This window comes from Dermacoccus abyssi (assembly GCF_003515945.1).
Lineage (GTDB): Bacteria > Actinomycetota > Actinomycetes > Actinomycetales > Dermatophilaceae > Dermacoccus > Dermacoccus abyssi.
The window spans coordinates 131,924-149,040 of sequence record NZ_QWLM01000002.1 but is presented as its reverse complement, the minus strand read 5'-3'; the positions used below and the strand labels follow the sequence as shown (position 1 = coordinate 149,040).

Below are 17,117 nucleotides of genomic sequence, written 5' to 3'. Positions count from 1 at the left end.
CCTGATCGGTGCGGCTCGTTGCGCGATAAGGGGCTCTCGAACGATGGCACGTTTCATTTCCTCCCGATACCAGGGCGATTCGTCGACGCAGATGTCGGTCTTCGCCGACCGCGCCCGCGAGTTCGACGACGTCATCAACTTCAGCCTCGGTGACCCCGACCTCACCACCAACGAGGGCGTCATCGACGCTGCCGCAGCGGACGCCAAGGCCGGGCACACGCACTACACCTCCAGCCTCGGCGACCCCGAACTGCGTGAGGCGATCGTCGAGATGTACTGCACCGATCACGCCCTCAAGCGCCCCGTCGACGACGTCATGGTGACGACGTCCGGTTGCCACGCGATGTGGCTCGTCATGGAGACGCTGCTCGACGACGGCGACGAGGTGCTCGTCATCGAGCCGTACTTCACGCCGTACCCGCACCAGGTCCGTCTCGCCCGCGGCGTGCCCGTCTTCGTGCCCACGCGCAAGGAGAACGGCTTCCAGGTGACCCGTGAGGATCTCGAGGCCGCCGTCACGCCGCGCACGCGGGCCCTCATCGTCAACACGCCCTGCAACCCGACGGGCGTCTCGTGGTCGCGCGCCGCGCTCGAGACCGTGGCCGAGGTGGCGAAGGAACACGACCTCGTCGTCATCGCCGATGACATCTACACGTCGTTCACGTACACCGAGCCCTTCGTGCCCTTTGCCTCGCTGCCGGGCATGGGGGAGCGCACCATCACCGTCGGCTCCTTCAGCAAGGACTTCATGATGACGGGGTGGCGCGTCGGTTGGATCATGGCCCCGGCCGAGTTCGTCTCCACCGCGCGCGACGTCAACGAGAGCAACGTCTTCACCGCGCCGTCGGTGAGCCAGCGTGCGGCTCTGCACGCCCTGGAGCGCCGGCACGAGTTGCAGCCCCCGGTCAAGGAGCTCTACCGCCGCCGTCTCGAGCGGGCGTACGAGCGCGTCCGGGCCCTTGCGAACATGGATGCCCTCGCGCCGCAGGGGGCGATCTACCTGTGGGCGGACATCCGCGCGACGGGCCTCACGTCCGTCGAGTGCGCCGCGCGCATCGTCGAGGAGGCGCACATCCTCACCATTCCGGGAACGGCTTTCGGTGAGTCCGGTGAGGGCTTCCTACGCCTCGCCGTGACGGTTGGGGAGCAGCGCATCGACGAGGCCTTCGACCGGCTCGCCCGGATGAGCATTTTCAGCGATTCCGCTGCCGGAGAGTGACGTACCGCCAGCGCTGAGACGGGGGATTGACTACCATGGCGGATCGTGCCGTCCGGGCACAGGTTCGCCGAGGCTCCGGGGTCGTTGGGAGTTCGGTGAATTTCGACCAACCCCTCTGAGACTCTCGTGAACTCGATCTCCACACGTGCCCACGACCGCCTCGGTCTGCGTACGTCGCCCATCATCTTTTTCGGCTCGGCCTTCCTCATCGTCCTGTTCACCGCAGGGATGGGTCTGTTTCCGGGGCCGGTTCAGACGTTCTTCGGTTCCATCGCGCACTGGTTGCGCTACGACATCGGCTGGTTCTACACGGCCGGGGCCACGCTCCTCGTCGTCTTCTCCGTCGGGCTCGCCATGAGCCGCTACGGCCGCATCAAGATCGGTGCGGACGACGCCGAACCCGAGTACTCGGGGCTCGCGTGGTTCGGCATGATGTTCGCCGCCGGCGTCGGCGCCGTCCTCATGTTCTGGGGCATCGCCGAGCCGATGAACCACTACGCGAACCCGCCGATGGGCGACAAGGCGTTCACCGACGCCGCCGCCTGGCAGGCCATCAACATCGCCAACTTCCACTTCGGCATCCACATGTGGGCCGTGCTCATCGTGCCCGGCCTGTCGTTCGGCTACTTCACCTACAAGCGCAACCTGCCGCCACGTGTCTCCTCGGCGTTCCACCCGGTCCTGGGTGACCGCATCCACGGTCCGATCGGACGCACGATCGACATCATCTCGATCGTCGCCACCGTCTTCGGTCTTGCCGTGTCGACGGGTCTCGGTGCGCTGCAGATCAACTCCGGTATGAAGTACGTCTTCGGCGTGCCGATCTCCGGCATGGTGCAGGCTGCGATCCTCGCGGTGATCACCGCTGCAGCGCTGACGTCCGTGCTCGCGGGTATGGACAAGGGCGTCAAGCGCCTGTCGTACGCGAACATCATCCTCGCGATCGCGCTCATGCTCTTCATCCTCATGAACGCGGCGTCGACGTCCGACCTCATGCGCAGCATCATCGAGGCGTCCGGTCGCTACCTCAGTGCCCTGCCGGTGCTCAGCACCTTCAACGACAGCTTCGGTCACGGCCAGTGGTCGGGTGACTGGACCGTCTTCTACTGGGCCTGGACCGTGACCTGGGCGCCCTTCGTCGGCATGTTCGTCGCGAAGATCTCCCGCGGCCGGAGCATCCGTGCCTTCGTGGCCGCGTCCCTCGGCCTGCCGACCGCGTTTGTCGTCGTCTGGATGTCGATCTACGGCTTCTCGGCCATCACCTCCGATCGCGCGAGCGCGGACAAGCCGGGTACCGGTGGCGAGCTGACGAAGACGATCGTCGATGACGGCCGCGTGCAGGACGCCCTGTTCCAGTTCCTCAAGGACATGCCGCTCTACGGCGTCACGGCGACCCTGGCACTCGTCGTCATCGTCGTCTTCTTCGTCACGTCGATCGACTCGGGTGCCCTCGTGCTCGACGCCATGGCGAACGGCCACGAGGACATGGGGACGCGCCGTCAGCGCGTGTTCTGGTCGTTGTCGGTCGGAGCCGTCTGTGCGGCGATCATCCTCACCGCCGGCGACAACGGCCTCAACGCGCTGCAGGAGGTCATCATCGTCATCGGCTTCCCGGTCATGATCCTGACGATCCTCCAGGCGTTCCTCCTGCTGCAGGCGCTGCGCGAGGACGCGGGCGCGGCGAAGCCGATCCGCACGCGACAGTGGAAGAAGGTTCTCCCGCAGGAGGAGTACGAGCGCCGCGCGGCCGAGAACAGCGAGGACATGGACGAGTACGTCGTCCTGCCCGAGTTCGAGATCGGCACCGAGCCCGAGTACGAGACGCACACCCCGACGACGTCGCACACGCAGGCTCTCGCGGCCAGTCGCGCGGCCGTGTCGATCGGTCTCACGGGCGCCGTGGCCTCCGGAAAGTCCGTCGTCGCCGACGAGTTCGAGCGTCGTGGCGCAGTGGTCGTCGAGTTCGACGAGCTCATGCGCGAGGTGCTCACACCGGGCCACGAGACGCTCGAGGACCTGCGCGCGGTCTTCTCCGAGGAGATCGTCCACCCCGACGGCACGATCGACTGGGAAACGCTCGACGGCCTGACGACGGAGAGCCACTCCGCCCGTCGGCGCCTGTACGACGTGGTCGGGCCTGCCGTCCGCGAGGTGGCCGACGCTCGGGCCAAGGCGGTCGGCGAGGATTCCGTTCTCGTACTCGACCTCGCGCTGCTCACCGAGTCGACGCCGCGCGACTTCGACCAGGTCGTCGTCGTGTCGGCTCCGGTCGAGCTGCGCGTGGGGCGCCTCATGGCGGAGCGCGGTCTCACCCGCGAGCAGGCATGGGCGGAGATCGACGCCGACACCCAGCAGAGCGAGCGCGAGGACGCTGCGGACTTCGTCATGGAGAATGCAGGAACACGCGACGAACTGCGTGAGCTCGTCGACGCCCACTGGGACGAGCACGTGCAGCCGGTGCTCGACGAGACGAGCGCTCACGCGGGTAGCTGACGATCGAGGAGAGACGATGAGTGGCACCGAGCAGCACGCGTTCGAGCGAGGCCTGCGGGTCGGGCTGACCGGCGGTATCGGCTCCGGAAAGTCCACCGTGGCGCGCACGTTCGCGCAGCTCGGTGCCCTCGTCGTCGATTCGGACGCGATCCAGCGCCTCGTCGTGGCGCCCGGCTCCGACGGCCTCCGCGCGATCGTCGAGGAGTTCGGGGAAGCGATGCTGACCGCCGACGGTGAGTTGAACCGCCCTGCGATGGCAGAGCTCGTCTTCGCCGACGAGACGGCCCGGCGGCGACTCGAAGGCATCACGCACCCCCTCATCGCGCAGGAGACGGCGCGACAGATGGGCAAGGCCGCGTCGGGGCAGGTCGTCGTCCACGACATTCCGTTGCTCGTCGAGTTGGGGTACGCGGACAAGTACGACCTCGTCGTCATCGTCGATGCGCCGCAAGAGGTGCGCCTGGAGCGCCTCGTCGCCGACCGGGGCATGACGAAGGAAGCGGCGCTCTCACGCATCCGCTCACAGGCCACAACGGAGCAGCGCCGCGCCGTGGCCGACGTGTGGATCGACAACACGGGCACCCCCGAGGAGCTGCGCGAGCAGGCATCGGAGGTCTGGACGACGCACGTCGAGCCGTCGGTTCATCACTGACCCACGAATGGCGCCCCCAGCCGTGCGGGTGGCTTCGAGTGGCATCAGGACCCCGTGATTCCGGGGTTGTCGGTGCCCGGACGTAGGGTTTGACCATGCGTCCAGTGACTGACATCCAGCGCCGCGTTGCGCCGTTCAAGGTCGAGTCGGAGTATCAGCCCGCCGGCGACCAGCCGAAGGCCATCGCCGAGCTCTCCCAGCGCGTCAACGCGGGGGAGAAGGACATCGTCCTCCTGGGTGCCACCGGTACCGGTAAGTCCGCGACGACGGCCTGGCTCATCGAGCAGGTGCAGCGCCCGACGCTCGTTCTGGCGCCGAACAAGACACTGGCCGCCCAGCTCGCCAACGAGTTCCGCGAGCTGCTGCCACACAACGCCGTCGAGTACTTCGTCAGTTACTACGACTACTACCAGCCAGAGGCGTACGTACCGCAGACGGACACGTACATCGAGAAGGACTCCTCGATCAACGAGGAGGTCGAGCGACTGCGTCACTCGGCCACGAACTCGCTGCTCACCCGCCGTGACGTCGTCGTCGTCGCGTCGGTGTCGTGCATCTACGGTCTCGGTACCCCGCAGGAGTACGTCGACCGAATGGCCCGGCTGAAGGTCGGCCAGGAGATCAACCGTGACGAGTTGCTGCGCCGCTTCGTCACCATGCAGTACACGCGCAACGACATGGCCTTCACGCGCGGCACGTTCCGGGTGCGCGGCGACACGGTGGAGATCATCCCCGTGTACGAGGAACTGGCCATTCGCATCGAGTTCTTCGGCGACGAGATCGACCGGCTCTACACCCTCCACCCGTTGACGGGCGAGATCGTCAACGACGAGGAGGAGATGTACGTTTTCCCGGCCACGCACTACGTGGCCGGCCCCGAGCGCATGGAACGCGCCATCAAGGGCATCGAGGTCGAACTCGGTGACCAACTCCAGCGGTTCGAGACCGAGGGCAAGATGCTCGAGGCGCAGCGCCTGCGGATGCGCACGACGTACGACATCGAGATGATGCGTCAGGTCGGCTCGTGTGCGGGCATCGAGAACTACAGCCGCCACATGGACGGCCGTGAGTCGGGCTCGGCCCCGAACACACTGCTCGACTACTTCCCCGAGGACTTCCTGCTCGTCATCGACGAGTCGCACCAGACGGTGCCGCAGATCGGCGCGATGTACGAGGGCGACATGTCGCGCAAGCGCACCCTCGTCGACCACGGTTTCCGCCTGCCGAGCGCGATGGACAACCGTCCCCTCAAGTGGGAGGAGTTCCTCGAGCGCATCGACCAGACCGTCTACCTGTCGGCCACGCCGGGCGACTACGAGATGGCCAAGAGCGACGGTTACGTCGAGCAGGTCATTCGCCCCACCGGCCTCGTCGACCCGGAGATCGTCCTCAAGCCGACGAAGGGCCAGATCGACGACCTGCTCGGCGAGATCCGCACGCGTACCGAGAAGAACGAACGCGTCCTCGTCACCACCCTGACGAAGAAGATGGCCGAGGACCTCACCGACTATCTCCTCGACAAGGGCGTTCGAGTTCGGTACCTGCACTCCGAGGTCGACACCCTGCGCCGCGTCGAACTCCTGCGGGAACTGCGCATGGGTGAGTACGACGTGCTCGTCGGCATCAACCTGCTCCGCGAGGGCCTCGACCTGCCCGAGGTCTCGCTCGTGTCGATCCTCGACGCCGACAAGGAGGGCTTCCTGCGTTCGGCGAGAAGCCTCATCCAGACCGTCGGCCGTGCCGCCCGAAACGTCTCGGGTCAGGTGCACATGTACGCCGACAAGATCACCCCGTCGATGCAGGAGGCGATCGACGAGACCACGCGTCGTCGCGAGAAGCAGGTGGCCTACAACACCGAGCACGGGGTCGACCCGCAGCCGCTGCGCAAGAAGATCGCCGACATCACCGACATGCTGCAGCGTGAGGACGCCGACACGGACGCCCTGCTCGGTTCCGGTCGTTCGATGAGCCGCGGCAAGGTCCGCGGTGGCACAGGAGCCGCCACGGCCGACGCCGACGTCGCCACGGGCGGTCGCAAGGGCTCGAGCAGCGCCGACCTGGCGGGGCTCATCCAGGAACTCACGGCACAGATGCACGAGGCCGCAGCGGAGCTTCAGTTCGAACTCGCAGCTCGCCTGCGCGACGAGTTGCGTGACCTCAAGAAGGAGCTGCGCCAGATGACGGAGGGCCAGAAGTAGGCGCCCACGCTGCGCTCAGGTGGCGTCGGTATTCTTGAACGCATGACGATCACGCGTTTGTTCAAGGGTTTCGCGCTGGCCGAGGCCATCTCCTGGGGTCTGCTGCTCATCGGCATGTTCTTCAAGTGGATCCTGAAGACCACCGAGATGGGTGTGCAGATCGCCGGCCCCATCCACGGGGTCATGTTCATCGGCTACGTGCTGTGTGCGCTCAAGCTGTGGCAGGAGAAGAGCTGGCCGGGCAAGACGATCGGGCTCGCCCTCGTCAGCGCCGTCATCCCGTTCATGACGATCTGGTTCGAGAAGCGCGCCGAGCGTGCCGGCGAACTGGACACCCCGGCCGCCGGCCCGCGCGTCACGGCCTGACGCCCCCGCCGCCGACGAGATAGCGCCCGGTCCAGGCAGCCTTGAGCTGCCGGACCGGGCGCTTCGTCGTTCTCGCCGGTCGTCCGTTCACCAGCCTCGTTCGCGCCATTCGTCGAGGTGCGGACGTTCGGTGGCGAGGCTCGTGTCGTCACCGTGGCCGGGGTGCACGACGGCGTCGTCGAAACGGCCGAAGATCCGATCCCTGACCGAGGCGAACAGTTCGTCGAAGGACTGCTCGTCGCTGTGGTTCGTGGCACCCACGCCGCCGGGAAACAGGGTGTCTCCGGTCCAGACGTGCGGCGTCGAACCGTCCTCGGGCGACCAGCTGAGGACGACGCTGCCCGGCGTGTGCCCGGGCACGTGGTGCGCCGTGAGCGTCTGTTCGCCGAGCGTGACGGTGTCACCGTCGGCGAGCGTGCGGCTCGGCTCGACGGGCAGTTCCGGCGCGTCGAGTTCGCCGGCCATCGTCTCGCGGGCCAGGGGTGCGATCTCCGGCAGGGCCCGGTGGTGATCCCAGTGCTTGTGTGTCGTCACGACGCCGACGAGGGCTGCGTCCTCGACCTGCGCCTCGGCGAGGAGTTCGCGAATGGTAGCGGCATCGTCGGCGGTGTCGACGAGCAACGCCTCACCGGTGGCGGCGTCCTTGAGCAGGTAGACGTTGTTGTGCATGTCCGAGACCGACAGCTTCCACATCGTGAGGCCGGGAAGGTCGAGGCGCGACGGCGCGTGGCCGGGCTGGACGTCCGAAACATAGGTCATGCGATCTCCTCGTTGGGGTAGTCGTTCGACGCGATGCGTGCCTCGTGGAGGTCGTAGGCCGCACCGATGAGCGTGAGGTGGCTGAACGCCTGCGGGAAGTTGCCCACCTGACGCATTTCCTCGGGGTCGTACTCCTCGGCGAGCAGGCCCACGTCGTTCGGCAGGTCGCACAGGCGGTCGAACAGCTCGCAGGCCTTGTCGAGCTCGCCGATCTTCGCGTAGGCCGAGACGAGCCAGAACGAGCACGCGAGGAACGGGTGCTCGTCGCCCGCGAGGCCGTCGACGCCCGACTGGGTGCGGTAGCGCAGGAGGAACCCGCCGCGCATGAGGTCGTTCTCGATGGCGCGCACGGTGCCGATGACGCGGGGGTCGTCACCGGGCAGGAACCCGACGAGGGGGATGAGCAGCAGGGAGGCGTCCACCTCGTCGGTGTTGTAGTGCTGCGTGAAGGTGTTCTTGTCCGTGTTGAAGCCCTTCGTCAGCACCTCCTCACGCACGAGGTCGCGGATCTCGCGCCAGCGCTCGACGTCACCGGGCAGGTCGTGCTCCTCGACGGCCTGGATCGCGCGGTCGAAGGCCGCCCACACCATGACGCGCGAGTGCGTGAAGTGCTGCAGGGGCCCGCGGATCTCCCACAGGCCGTTGTCCGGCTCGTCCCAGTGATCCGCGAGCTGGTTGACGAGCGCAGCCTGGATCGCCCAACTCTGCTGGCTCTCCTGCCCGCCGAGGTCGCGAGCGGACTCGAAGGCGATCATGACCTCGCCGAGGACATCCGTCTGCTTCTGGTCGACGGCGCCGTTGCCCACGCGGACCGGTCGGCTGTTCGCGTACCCGGGCAGGTGGTCGAGTTCGCGTTCGGCGAGTTCACGCCCACCGTCGATCGTGTACATGATCTGCATGTCCTCGGGAACACCGGCGAGGGCGCGCACGAGCCACTCACGCCACTTCAGCGTGGCCTCGATGTAGCCGGCACGGAGCAGGGCCTCGAGGCCCAGCGAGGCGTCGCGCAGCCAGCAGTAGCGGTAGTCCCAGTTCCGTTCGCCGCCGATGTGCTCGGGAAGCGACGTCGTGGGAGCTGCGACGATGCCGCCGCGCCGGCTGTCGGTGAGCAGGTCGAGCACGAGCAGGCTGCGCTTGACGACCTCGGCGTGCGGGCCGTTGTACGTGCAGTGGCTCATCCAGTTCTCCCAGCGATCGAGGGAGGCTGCGATGCGACGGTCGGTGTCGAGGGGAGCGGGGATCGGCTTGTAGCTGGGCACCCAGGTGACGCTGAAGTCGTAGCGTTCACCGGCCTTGACCTCGAAGTGGTCACGGTGACGGCCCTCGTCACCGACGGGCAGTCGGTCGCCGCGGAAGATGAGCATGTCGGGTCCGGCGATCGCGACGAGCACCTCCTCGTCCTCGCTGTGGCCGGGGTGGTGGCTGACCCACGGCTTCACCTTGCCGTAGCCGAAGCGGACGATGAGCTCCTGCTCCATCGCCACGGTGCCCTCGAGACCCTCGACGCGGCGTAGCACGTCGGCGCGGCCGTCGCTCACGGGCATGAGGTCGGTGACGCGCACCTTGCCGGTCGGCGTCTCGTGGATGGTCTCGAGGACGAAGCTGTTGCCCCGGTAGCTGCGCGTGGTCGTTGCCTCGTCGACAGGACCCAGCAGCCAACGGCCGTGATCGGGGGTACCGAGAAGGGCGGTGAAGCAACTCGAGGAGTCGAACCGGGGGAGGCACAACCAGTCGACGGAACCCCGGAGGCTGATGAGGGCCGCTGTCTCGGTGTCGCCGATGATCGCGTAGTCCTCGATCGGGGTGTGGTTCGCCTCGGAAAGGGTGGTGTCGGCAGGCATGAGGGCCAGCCTAGTCCGCGGTTGTCGGTGGTCGCACCTAGCATGGAGCCGTGCCGAATTCTCAGAACTCCCAGGCCGCCGAGCGACGTTCGAGCGCTTCCGCCGTCGCGCGTCGCGGCCACGATCACCTGCTCGTGCGTGGTGCACGTGAGCACAACCTCAAGAACGTCTCGATCGAGATCCCGCGTGACGCGCTCGTCGTCTTCACGGGCCTGTCCGGTTCGGGCAAGTCGTCGCTCGCGTTCGACACGATCTTCGCCGAGGGCCAGCGTCGCTACGTCGAGTCGCTGTCGGCGTACGCGCGTCAGTTCCTCGGGCAGATGGACAAGCCCGACGTCGACTTCATCGAAGGTCTGAGCCCGGCCGTCTCGATCGACCAGAAGAGCACGAACCGCAACCCGCGCTCCACCGTGGGCACCATCACGGAGGTCTACGACTACTTCCGTCTGCTCTTCGCCCGCGCCGGTCGTCCGCACTGCCCCATCTGTGGCGAGCCGGTCGGCAGCCAGACCCCTCAGCAGATCGTCGACAGCATCCAGGAGTTGCCCGAGCGCACCCGCTACCAGGTGCTCGCCCCCGTGGTCCGGGCACGCAAGGGTGAGTACGTCGACCTGTTCGCCGAACTGCAGACGAAGGGCTTCTCGCGCGCCCGCGTCGACGGCGAGATCGTGTCGCTCACCGAACCGCCGGTGCTCGAGAAGCAGAAGAAGCACACCATCGACGTCGTGGTCGACCGCCTCGTCGCGAAGGGGCCGGACGACACGAGCGGACGCCAGCGCCTCACCGACTCCGTCGAGACAGCTCTCGGCCTTGCCGACGGACTCGTCGTCGTCGAAAAGGTCGTGCGTGAGGGCGAGGAGGTCGAGGGGCCGCTCGAGCGCCGCTATTCGGAGAAGCTCGCGTGCCCCAACGACCACCCGCTGTCGATGGACGCCATCGAGCCTCGCTCGTTCTCCTTCAACAGCCCGTTCGGTGCCTGCCCCGAATGCACCGGCCTCGGTACGGAACTCCAGGTCGACCCCGACCTCGTCGTGCCCGACGAGGAGAAGACGCTGCGAGACGGGGCCATCCTCCCGTGGGCGCAGGGCTCGGGTGCGGCCGACTACTTCACCCGCGTGATGAAGGCGCTCGGCGACGAGCAGGGCTTCGACCTCGACACACCCTGGCGTGCCCTGCCCACCCGCGCCCGCACCATGCTGCTCGAGGGCAAGAACCACAAGGTTCACGTGCGCTACCGCAACCGCTACGGGCGTGAGCGCTCGTACTCGACGGGCTTCGAGGGCGTCATCCCGTTCGTCAAGCGTCGCCACTCCGAGACGGAGTCCGAGTGGAGTCGTGAGCGCTACGAGGGCTACATGCGTGAGGTCCCGTGCCCGGTGTGCAAGGGTGCCCGACTCAAGCCGGAGTCGCTCGCCGTCACCATCGGTGGCAAGTCGATCGCCGAGGTCTGTGCCCTACCCATCTCGGAGTCCGCGTACTTCCTCGACGGGGTCGACTTCGACTCGCGTGAGCGTCAGATCGCCGAGCGCGTCATCAAGGAGATCGGCGCTCGCCTGGGCTTTCTGCTCGACGTCGGCCTCGACTACCTCTCGCTCGACCGGCCGGCCGGCACCCTCTCGGGTGGCGAGGCTCAGCGCATCCGCCTGGCCACGCAGATCGGTTCCGGCCTCGTGGGTGTGCTCTACGTGCTCGACGAGCCCTCCATCGGTCTCCACCAGCGCGACAACCACCGCCTCATCGAGACGCTGACCCGTCTGCGCGACCTCGGCAACACCCTCATCGTCGTCGAGCACGACGAGGACACCATCGAGACGGCCGACTGGATCGTCGACATCGGTCCCGGTGCCGGCGAGCACGGGGGTGAGGTCGTCTACTCCGGACCTGTCAAGGGCCTCGTCAAGGAGAAGCGCTCGATCACGGGTGGCTACCTCTCCGGCCGCCTGTCGATTCCCGTTCCCCCGACGCGTCGCGGACAGGACGGGCGGCAGGTCGTCGTCGAGGGGGCTCGCGAGCACACGCTGAAGAACGTCGACGTTGCCTTCCCGCTGGGCAACCTCGTTGTCGTCACCGGGGTCTCCGGCTCCGGAAAGTCGACGCTCGTCAACGACATCCTCTACACCTCGCTCGCCAACGAGCTCAACGGCGCCCGGCAGGTCGCGGGGCGTCACAAGCGCGTCACCGGCATGCAGCAACTCGACAAGGTTGTCCACGTCGATCAGAGCCCCATCGGGCGTACCCCGCGAAGCAACCCGGCTACGTACACGGGTGTGTTCGACAACATCCGCAAGCTCTTCGCCGAGACGCAGGAGGCGAAGGTGCGCGGTTACCAGCCGGGCCGTTTCTCCTTCAACGTCAAGGGCGGTCGCTGCGAGGCCTGCTCGGGTGACGGCACGCTCAAGATCGAGATGAACTTCCTGCCCGACGTGTACGTGCCCTGCGAGGTGTGCCACGGTGCGCGCTACAACCGCGAGACGCTCGAGGTGCACTTCAAGGGCAAGACGATCGCCGAGGTTCTCGACATGCCGATCGAGGAGGCCGCCGACTTCTTCGAAGCGGTGCCTGCCATCGCGCGCCACATGCGCACCCTCGTCGACGTGGGGCTCGGCTACGTCCGCCTGGGTCAGCCCGCGCCGACGCTCTCGGGTGGTGAGGCCCAGCGCGTCAAGCTCGCGAGCGAATTGCAGAAGCGATCCTCCGGACGCACCATCTACGTGCTCGACGAGCCGACCACGGGCCTGCACTTCGAGGACATCCGTAAGCTGCTCGACGTCATCCAGGGTCTGGCCGACAAGGGCAACACGGTCGTCGTCATCGAGCACAACCTCGACGTCATCAAGTGCGCCGACTGGGTCATCGACATGGGTCCCGAGGGCGGCTTCCGCGGTGGCACGGTCGTTGCCGAGGGAACTCCGGAGCAAATCGCGCAGGTTGCCGAGAGCCACACCGGTCGCTTCCTCGCGCCGGTGCTCGAGAAGGCGGGCGTGACGCCGCAGATCGTGCCGCAGAAGGCCATCGAGCCGATCGCCCGCGGTCCGCGGGCCGCCAAGAAGGCGGCGGAGAAGAAGGCCGCAGCGGCCGCCACGAGCGCTACGACGAGCAGTTCGTCGACGAAGACCACCACCAAGAGGACGGCGAAGAAGGCGGCACCCGCCGCCGGAAAGGCGAAGAAGTCATGACGTCACTGAGCAACGAGATCTCCCGCCGCAGCGCGCTCACTGCCACGACGGCCGTCGTGGGCACGGGGCTTCTCGCTGCCTGCGGCGGTGGTGACGACGCTCCGGCGGCCAAGAAGGTCGACATCAGCGTTGATGCATCGAACGTTCCGGTCGGTGGCGGCTTCATCGACCGCACCAACAGCGTCGTCGTCACCCAGCCGAGCAAGGGCTCCTACAAGGCGTTCTCGTCGGTCTGCCCCCACCAGGGTTGCCAGGTCGGCCAGGTCACCGAAGAAGCCATCGTCTGCACCTGCCACGGCAGCCGTTTCGACCCCAAGACGGGTGACGTCACCGCCGGCCCGGCGGAGAAGGGGCTTCCCGCCAAGCAGGTCGCCGTGCAGGGCGCGAAGCTGCACGTCACCGGCTGATGGCCGATCCCCGCACCTACCGCCCGAAGACGGGCGACATCCCCACGGACGCCGGCGTCTACCGCTTCCGCGACCGTGACGGACGTGTCATCTACGTCGGCAAGGCGAAGTCCCTGCGTTCGCGCCTCACGAGCTACTTCCAGGACCTGCGTCTGCTTCACCCGCGGACGCGCACGATGGTGACCACGGCAGCATCCGTCGAGTGGACGGTCGTGCGCAACGAGGTCGAGGCACTTCAGCTCGAGTACGCGTGGATCAAGGAGTACGACCCGCGCTTCAACGTGAAGTACCGCGACGACAAGTCGTACCCGTACCTCGCGGTGACGATGTCCGACGAGGTGCCGCGGGCGCAGGTCATGCGCGGACGCAAGAAGCCGGGCACCCGCTACTTCGGACCGTTCACCCACGCGTGGGCCATCCGCGACACCCTCGACCAGCTCATGCGCGTGTTTCCCATGCGCACGTGCAGCGCGGGCGTCTACCGCCGCGCCGAGGCCTCCGGACGCCCGTGCCTGCTCGGCTACATCGACAAGTGCAGTGCTCCGTGTGTCGGCAACGTGACGCACGAGGAGCACCGCGCCATCGCCGAGGACTTCTGCGCGTTCATGGCGGGGGATTCGGCGCGGTTCACGCGCGACATCGAGCGTCGCATGAAGGCGGCGTCGGCCGAACTCGACTTCGAGCAGGCCGCGCGCTTGCGTGACGATCTCGCTGCCCTCGAGAAGGTGCTGCAGAAGTCGGCCATCGTCTTCGACGACGCCACGGACGCCGACGTCTTCGGTCTCGTCGAGGACGAGCTAGAGGCCGCAGTCCAGGTCTTCCACGTCCGAGGTGGGCGCATTCGAGGACAGCGCGGCTGGGTCACCGACAAGGCCAGCGAGGCGGGCGTCGGAACCCCGGAACTCATCGAGCGGATCCTGCTCGAGGTGTACGGAGAACGCGAGGGCAAGGACGACGTTCCCCGCGAAGTGCTCGTGCCCGTCCTACCGGGCGAACCCGACGACGTGCGTGACTGGCTGCGCCAGCGTCGCGGCGGGGTGGTCGACCTGCGCGTCCCGCAGCGTGGTGACAAGCGAGAACTCGCCGCCACCGTGACGAAGAACGCCGAGCAGGCCCTCGCCCGACACAAGGTCAGCCGGGCCGGCGATCTCACCGCTCGCTCGCAGGCCCTCGAGGAGTTGCAGGAGAACCTCGGGCTGCCCGAGGCGCCGCTACGCATCGAGTGTTTCGACATCTCGCACGTGCAGGGCACGAACGTCGTGGGCTCGATGGTCGTCTTCGAGGACGGCCTGCCGCGCAAGTCCGAGTACCGCCGCTTCATCGTGGCCGGCACCGAGGACGCGGACGGCACCCTGCGCAACGACGACGTGGCCGCCATGCACGAGGTGCTCACGCGCCGCTTCGCCCGTCTGGCCCGTGAGACCGCGAACGGCGACGAAACCACCCCGGTCAGTGGCGAGGTGGACGCCGACGACAGGGCCGGTTCCCTCCGTGACGAGGACGGGCGTCTCAAGAAGTTCGCCTACCGTCCGCAGCTTCTCGTCGTCGACGGTGGACGCCCGCAGGTGGACGCTGCGGCGCGTGCTCTGGCCGAGGTCGGGTTCGCCGACATCCCGGTCGTCGGGCTCGCCAAACGCCTCGAGGAGGTGTGGCTCGCGGACGACGACTTCCCCGTCATCCTGCCGCGCACGAGCGAGGCGCTCTACCTACTGCAGCGGGTGCGTGACGAGGCCCACCGCTTCGCCATCACCTTCCACCGGGAACGGCGCTCTAAAGCCATGACGGTCTCCGCCCTCGACGGGATCGCGGGCCTCGGGCCGGCCAAGCAGAAGGCGTTGCTCCAGCACTTCGGAACGGTCAAGGCCATCCGTGCGGCCGACGCCGAAGCGCTCCAGGAGGTCAAGGGTGTCGGCCCGGCCCTGGCCGAGTCCGTCGTCCGGGCGCTCTCGTCGAACGAGGGGTCGCCAGCGGTTAACGTGATCACCGGAGAAGTACTGGAATGAGAGAACGAGAGGCCACGATGACCGACTCTGCGCACTCGGAGATGATGATCGTCACGGGTATGAGCGGGGCGGGTCGCACCACTGCGGCCAACGTTCTCGAGGACCAGGGCTGGTACGTCGTCGACAACCTGCCGCCGCAGTTACTCACGCAGCTGGCTGACCTCGTCGACAGGAGCGGCGAGTCCGACGTACGCGTCGCCGCCGTCGTCGACGTGCGCAGCCGTGCCTTCTTCACCGACTTCCGCGCGGGCCTCGAGCAGCTGCGCGACAACGGGTGGCGTCCCTCCGTCGTCTTCGTCGACGCCACGGACGAATCGCTCGTGCGCCGTTTCGAATCCGTGCGTCGCCCTCACCCGCTGCAGGGGGAGGGGCGCATGCTCGACGGCATCACGCGCGAGCGTGAGCTGCTACGTGATCTTCGCTCGAACGCGGACATCCTCATCGACACGAGTGGCCTCAACGTCCACCAGCTCTCGGCCAAGGTGCAGGAGCTCGTCGGTGACAAGGGAGGCCCGGATCTGCGGATCGCCGTCATGAGTTTCGGCTTCAAGTACGGCATCCCGCTGGACGCCGACCTCGTTTTCGACATGCGCTTCCTGCCCAACCCTTTCTGGAATCCGGAGTTGCGTCCGTTCAGCGGTAAGGACGAGGTCGTGAGCGACTTCGTGCTCGGCCAGCCGGGTGCGAAGGAGTTCCTCGACGGCGTCCTGTCACTCCTCGAACCGATGACCGAGGGCTACCTGCGTGAGGGCCGTAGCTACGTGACGCTGGCCGTCGGGTGCACGGGGGGCAAGCACCGGAGCGTCGCCATGGCCGAGGCCCTTGCGAAGCAGCTTCGTTCCGAACGTCTCGGCACACTCGTGGTGCACCGCGACCTGGGGCGCGAGTGAAGAGGCCCGCTGTCGCGGCACTCGGGGGAGGGCACGGTCTCTTCGCCTCCCTCGAAGCCCTGCGGCTCGTCACCGACCAGATCACGGCCATCGTCACGGTCGCCGATGACGGGGGATCGTCGGGACGCCTCCGGGAGGAGTACGACATCCTTCCGCCTGGTGACCTGCGCATGGCCCTGGCGGCGTTGTGTGACAACTCCGAGTGGGGCATCGCCTGGCGTGACGCCCTGCAGCACCGGTTCCCCGGTGAGGGTCCGATGGGCGGCCACGCGCTCGGTAATCTCATTATCGCGGGTTTGTGGGATTCGCTCGGCGACCCGATCAAGGGTCTCGACATGGTGGGGCGCCTGCTGAGCGCGCGCGGTCGCGTCCTGCCGATGTCGATGCAACCGTTGCGCATCGACGCCACGGTGCGCGGCGCCGACCCCGAGAAGCCGGAGGAAGTGCAGGAGGTATCCGGTCAGGTCGCCATCGCGCAGACGCCCGGTCAGGTGCTCAACCTTCGCCTGTTCCCGGACCCTCCTCAGCCGTGCAAGGAGGCCGTCGACGCCGTTCTCGACGCCGACTGGGTCATTCTCGGACCGGGCTCGTGGTTCACGTCCGTCATGCCACACCTTCTCGTGCCCGATCTGCTGGACGCCCTCGTCATGACCAAGGCGAAGCGCATGCTCGCCCTCAACGTGCAGATGGACACGGGCGAGACCGCGGGCTTCTCGGCAAGCGACCACTTGGAGGTGCTGCGCGCTCACGCGCCTGCACTGCATCTCGATGCGGTCCTCGCGGACCCCGGTGTCATCGGTGACGACGAGCGGGCCCTCCACGCACTCGAGACGTCCGCTGCCGCCCTCGGCGCGGAAGTCGTCTACAAGCACGTGGCCGACCCGGACACGGCCGGGGTGCACGACACGTTGCGCCTCGCCACGGCCTATCGAGACGTCATGGAGCGTTCCTCCCGTGGTCCGCGGCATCAATGAGTCAGGGGGCGTACGCACCCCTGCAGGTCACTATTTCGCACCAACAATGTTTGGGTTCTCGCGTTGGAGCAGGCAAAATGAGAACCCCGCTTCACGGCAGCCAAGCCTTGAAGCGGTCGTTTCTGGAGAGGACATGGCG

Annotated in this window: 12 protein-coding genes; 10 read left to right on the top strand and 2 right to left on the bottom strand. The window is 67.2% G+C overall.

Features of this window, described 5'->3' with window-relative positions; genetic code table 11:
- Positions 1–43: 43 nt before the first annotated feature.
- The 5 genes from D1832_RS02325 (at position 44) to D1832_RS02305 (ending at position 6,928) form a co-directional block, all read left to right on the top strand.
- Positions 44–1,219, top strand: a complete 1,176-nt coding sequence (locus D1832_RS02325) for an aminotransferase class I/II-fold pyridoxal phosphate-dependent enzyme (protein WP_118912443.1) — start codon at positions 44–46, stop codon at positions 1,217–1,219.
- Between the two features lie 126 nt (positions 1,220–1,345).
- Positions 1,346–3,712 (top strand): dephospho-CoA kinase, encoded by a 2,367-nt coding sequence (coaE, locus tag D1832_RS02320; RefSeq protein WP_118912442.1) that lies wholly within the window; start codon positions 1,346–1,348, stop codon positions 3,710–3,712.
- Between the two features lie 16 nt (positions 3,713–3,728).
- Positions 3,729–4,364: a dephospho-CoA kinase gene (gene coaE / locus D1832_RS02315; protein WP_118912441.1), complete on the top strand. Its 636-nt coding sequence runs from the start codon at positions 3,729–3,731 to the stop codon at positions 4,362–4,364.
- 95 nt (positions 4,365–4,459) lie between these two features.
- Positions 4,460–6,562: an excinuclease ABC subunit UvrB gene (uvrB, locus tag D1832_RS02310; RefSeq protein ID WP_118912440.1), complete on the top strand. Its 2,103-nt coding sequence runs from the start codon at positions 4,460–4,462 to the stop codon at positions 6,560–6,562.
- A gap of 42 nt (positions 6,563–6,604) precedes the next feature.
- Positions 6,605–6,928 (top strand): DUF3817 domain-containing protein, encoded by a 324-nt coding sequence (locus tag D1832_RS02305; RefSeq protein ID WP_165357858.1) that lies wholly within the window; start codon positions 6,605–6,607, stop codon positions 6,926–6,928.
- Positions 6,929–7,015: 87 nt separating this feature from the next.
- Here D1832_RS02305 and D1832_RS02300 read toward each other — a convergent pair whose 3' ends face one another.
- Entirely contained in the window at positions 7,016–7,687 is a 672-nt protein-coding gene (locus D1832_RS02300; RefSeq protein ID WP_118912439.1) for an MBL fold metallo-hydrolase, read from the bottom strand.
- Positions 7,684–9,528, bottom strand: coding sequence for a glycoside hydrolase family 15 protein (locus D1832_RS02295; RefSeq protein ID WP_118912438.1), 1,845 nt, complete (start codon positions 9,526–9,528; stop codon positions 7,684–7,686). Before D1832_RS02295 ends, D1832_RS02300 begins: the two co-directional genes overlap by 4 nt.
- A gap of 134 nt (positions 9,529–9,662) precedes the next feature.
- Here D1832_RS02295 and uvrA point away from each other — a divergent pair, with 134 nt between their 5' ends.
- The 5 genes from uvrA to D1832_RS02270 are packed head-to-tail and all read left to right on the top strand — an operon-like array spanning position 9,663 to position 16,978.
- On the top strand, positions 9,663–12,704 hold the full coding sequence (uvrA, locus tag D1832_RS02290; protein WP_415557154.1) for an excinuclease ABC subunit UvrA: 3,042 nt from the start codon (positions 9,663–9,665) through the stop codon (positions 12,702–12,704).
- Positions 12,701–13,111: a Rieske (2Fe-2S) protein gene (locus tag D1832_RS02285; RefSeq protein ID WP_118912437.1), complete on the top strand. Its 411-nt coding sequence runs from the start codon at positions 12,701–12,703 to the stop codon at positions 13,109–13,111. Before uvrA ends, D1832_RS02285 begins: the two co-directional genes overlap by 4 nt.
- Entirely contained in the window at positions 13,111–15,114 is a 2,004-nt protein-coding gene (gene uvrC, locus D1832_RS02280) for an excinuclease ABC subunit UvrC (RefSeq protein ID WP_118912436.1), read from the top strand. Before D1832_RS02285 ends, uvrC begins: the two co-directional genes overlap by 1 nt.
- 17 nt (positions 15,115–15,131) lie before the next feature.
- Entirely contained in the window at positions 15,132–16,004 is an 873-nt protein-coding gene (gene rapZ, locus D1832_RS02275; RefSeq protein ID WP_241510816.1) for an RNase adapter RapZ, read from the top strand.
- Positions 16,001–16,978, top strand: a complete 978-nt coding sequence (locus tag D1832_RS02270) for a gluconeogenesis factor YvcK family protein (protein WP_118912434.1) — start codon at positions 16,001–16,003, stop codon at positions 16,976–16,978. The genes rapZ and D1832_RS02270 overlap by 4 nt, the downstream gene beginning before the upstream one ends.
- The last annotated feature ends 139 nt before the right edge of the window (positions 16,979–17,117 follow it).

Bases quoted from the DNA above. Each gene is read 5' to 3' on its own strand.
- D1832_RS02325 (WP_118912443.1), top strand. From the start codon at position 44: ATGGCACGTTTCATTTCCTCCCGATACCAGGGCGATTCGTCGACGCAG.
- uvrC (WP_118912436.1), top strand. From the start codon at position 13,111: ATGGCCGATCCCCGCACCTACCGCCCGAAGACGGGCGACATCCCCACG.
- D1832_RS02305 (WP_165357858.1), top strand. From the start codon at position 6,605: ATGACGATCACGCGTTTGTTCAAGGGTTTCGCGCTGGCCGAGGCCATC.
- D1832_RS02285 (WP_118912437.1), top strand. From the start codon at position 12,701: ATGACGTCACTGAGCAACGAGATCTCCCGCCGCAGCGCGCTCACTGCC.
- coaE (WP_118912441.1), top strand. From the start codon at position 3,729: ATGAGTGGCACCGAGCAGCACGCGTTCGAGCGAGGCCTGCGGGTCGGG.
- D1832_RS02300 (WP_118912439.1), bottom strand. From the start codon at position 7,687: ATGACCTATGTTTCGGACGTCCAGCCCGGCCACGCGCCGTCGCGCCTC.
- uvrB (WP_118912440.1), top strand. From the start codon at position 4,460: ATGCGTCCAGTGACTGACATCCAGCGCCGCGTTGCGCCGTTCAAGGTC.
- rapZ (WP_241510816.1), top strand. From the start codon at position 15,132: ATGACCGACTCTGCGCACTCGGAGATGATGATCGTCACGGGTATGAGC.
- D1832_RS02295 (WP_118912438.1), bottom strand. From the start codon at position 9,528: ATGCCTGCCGACACCACCCTTTCCGAGGCGAACCACACCCCGATCGAG.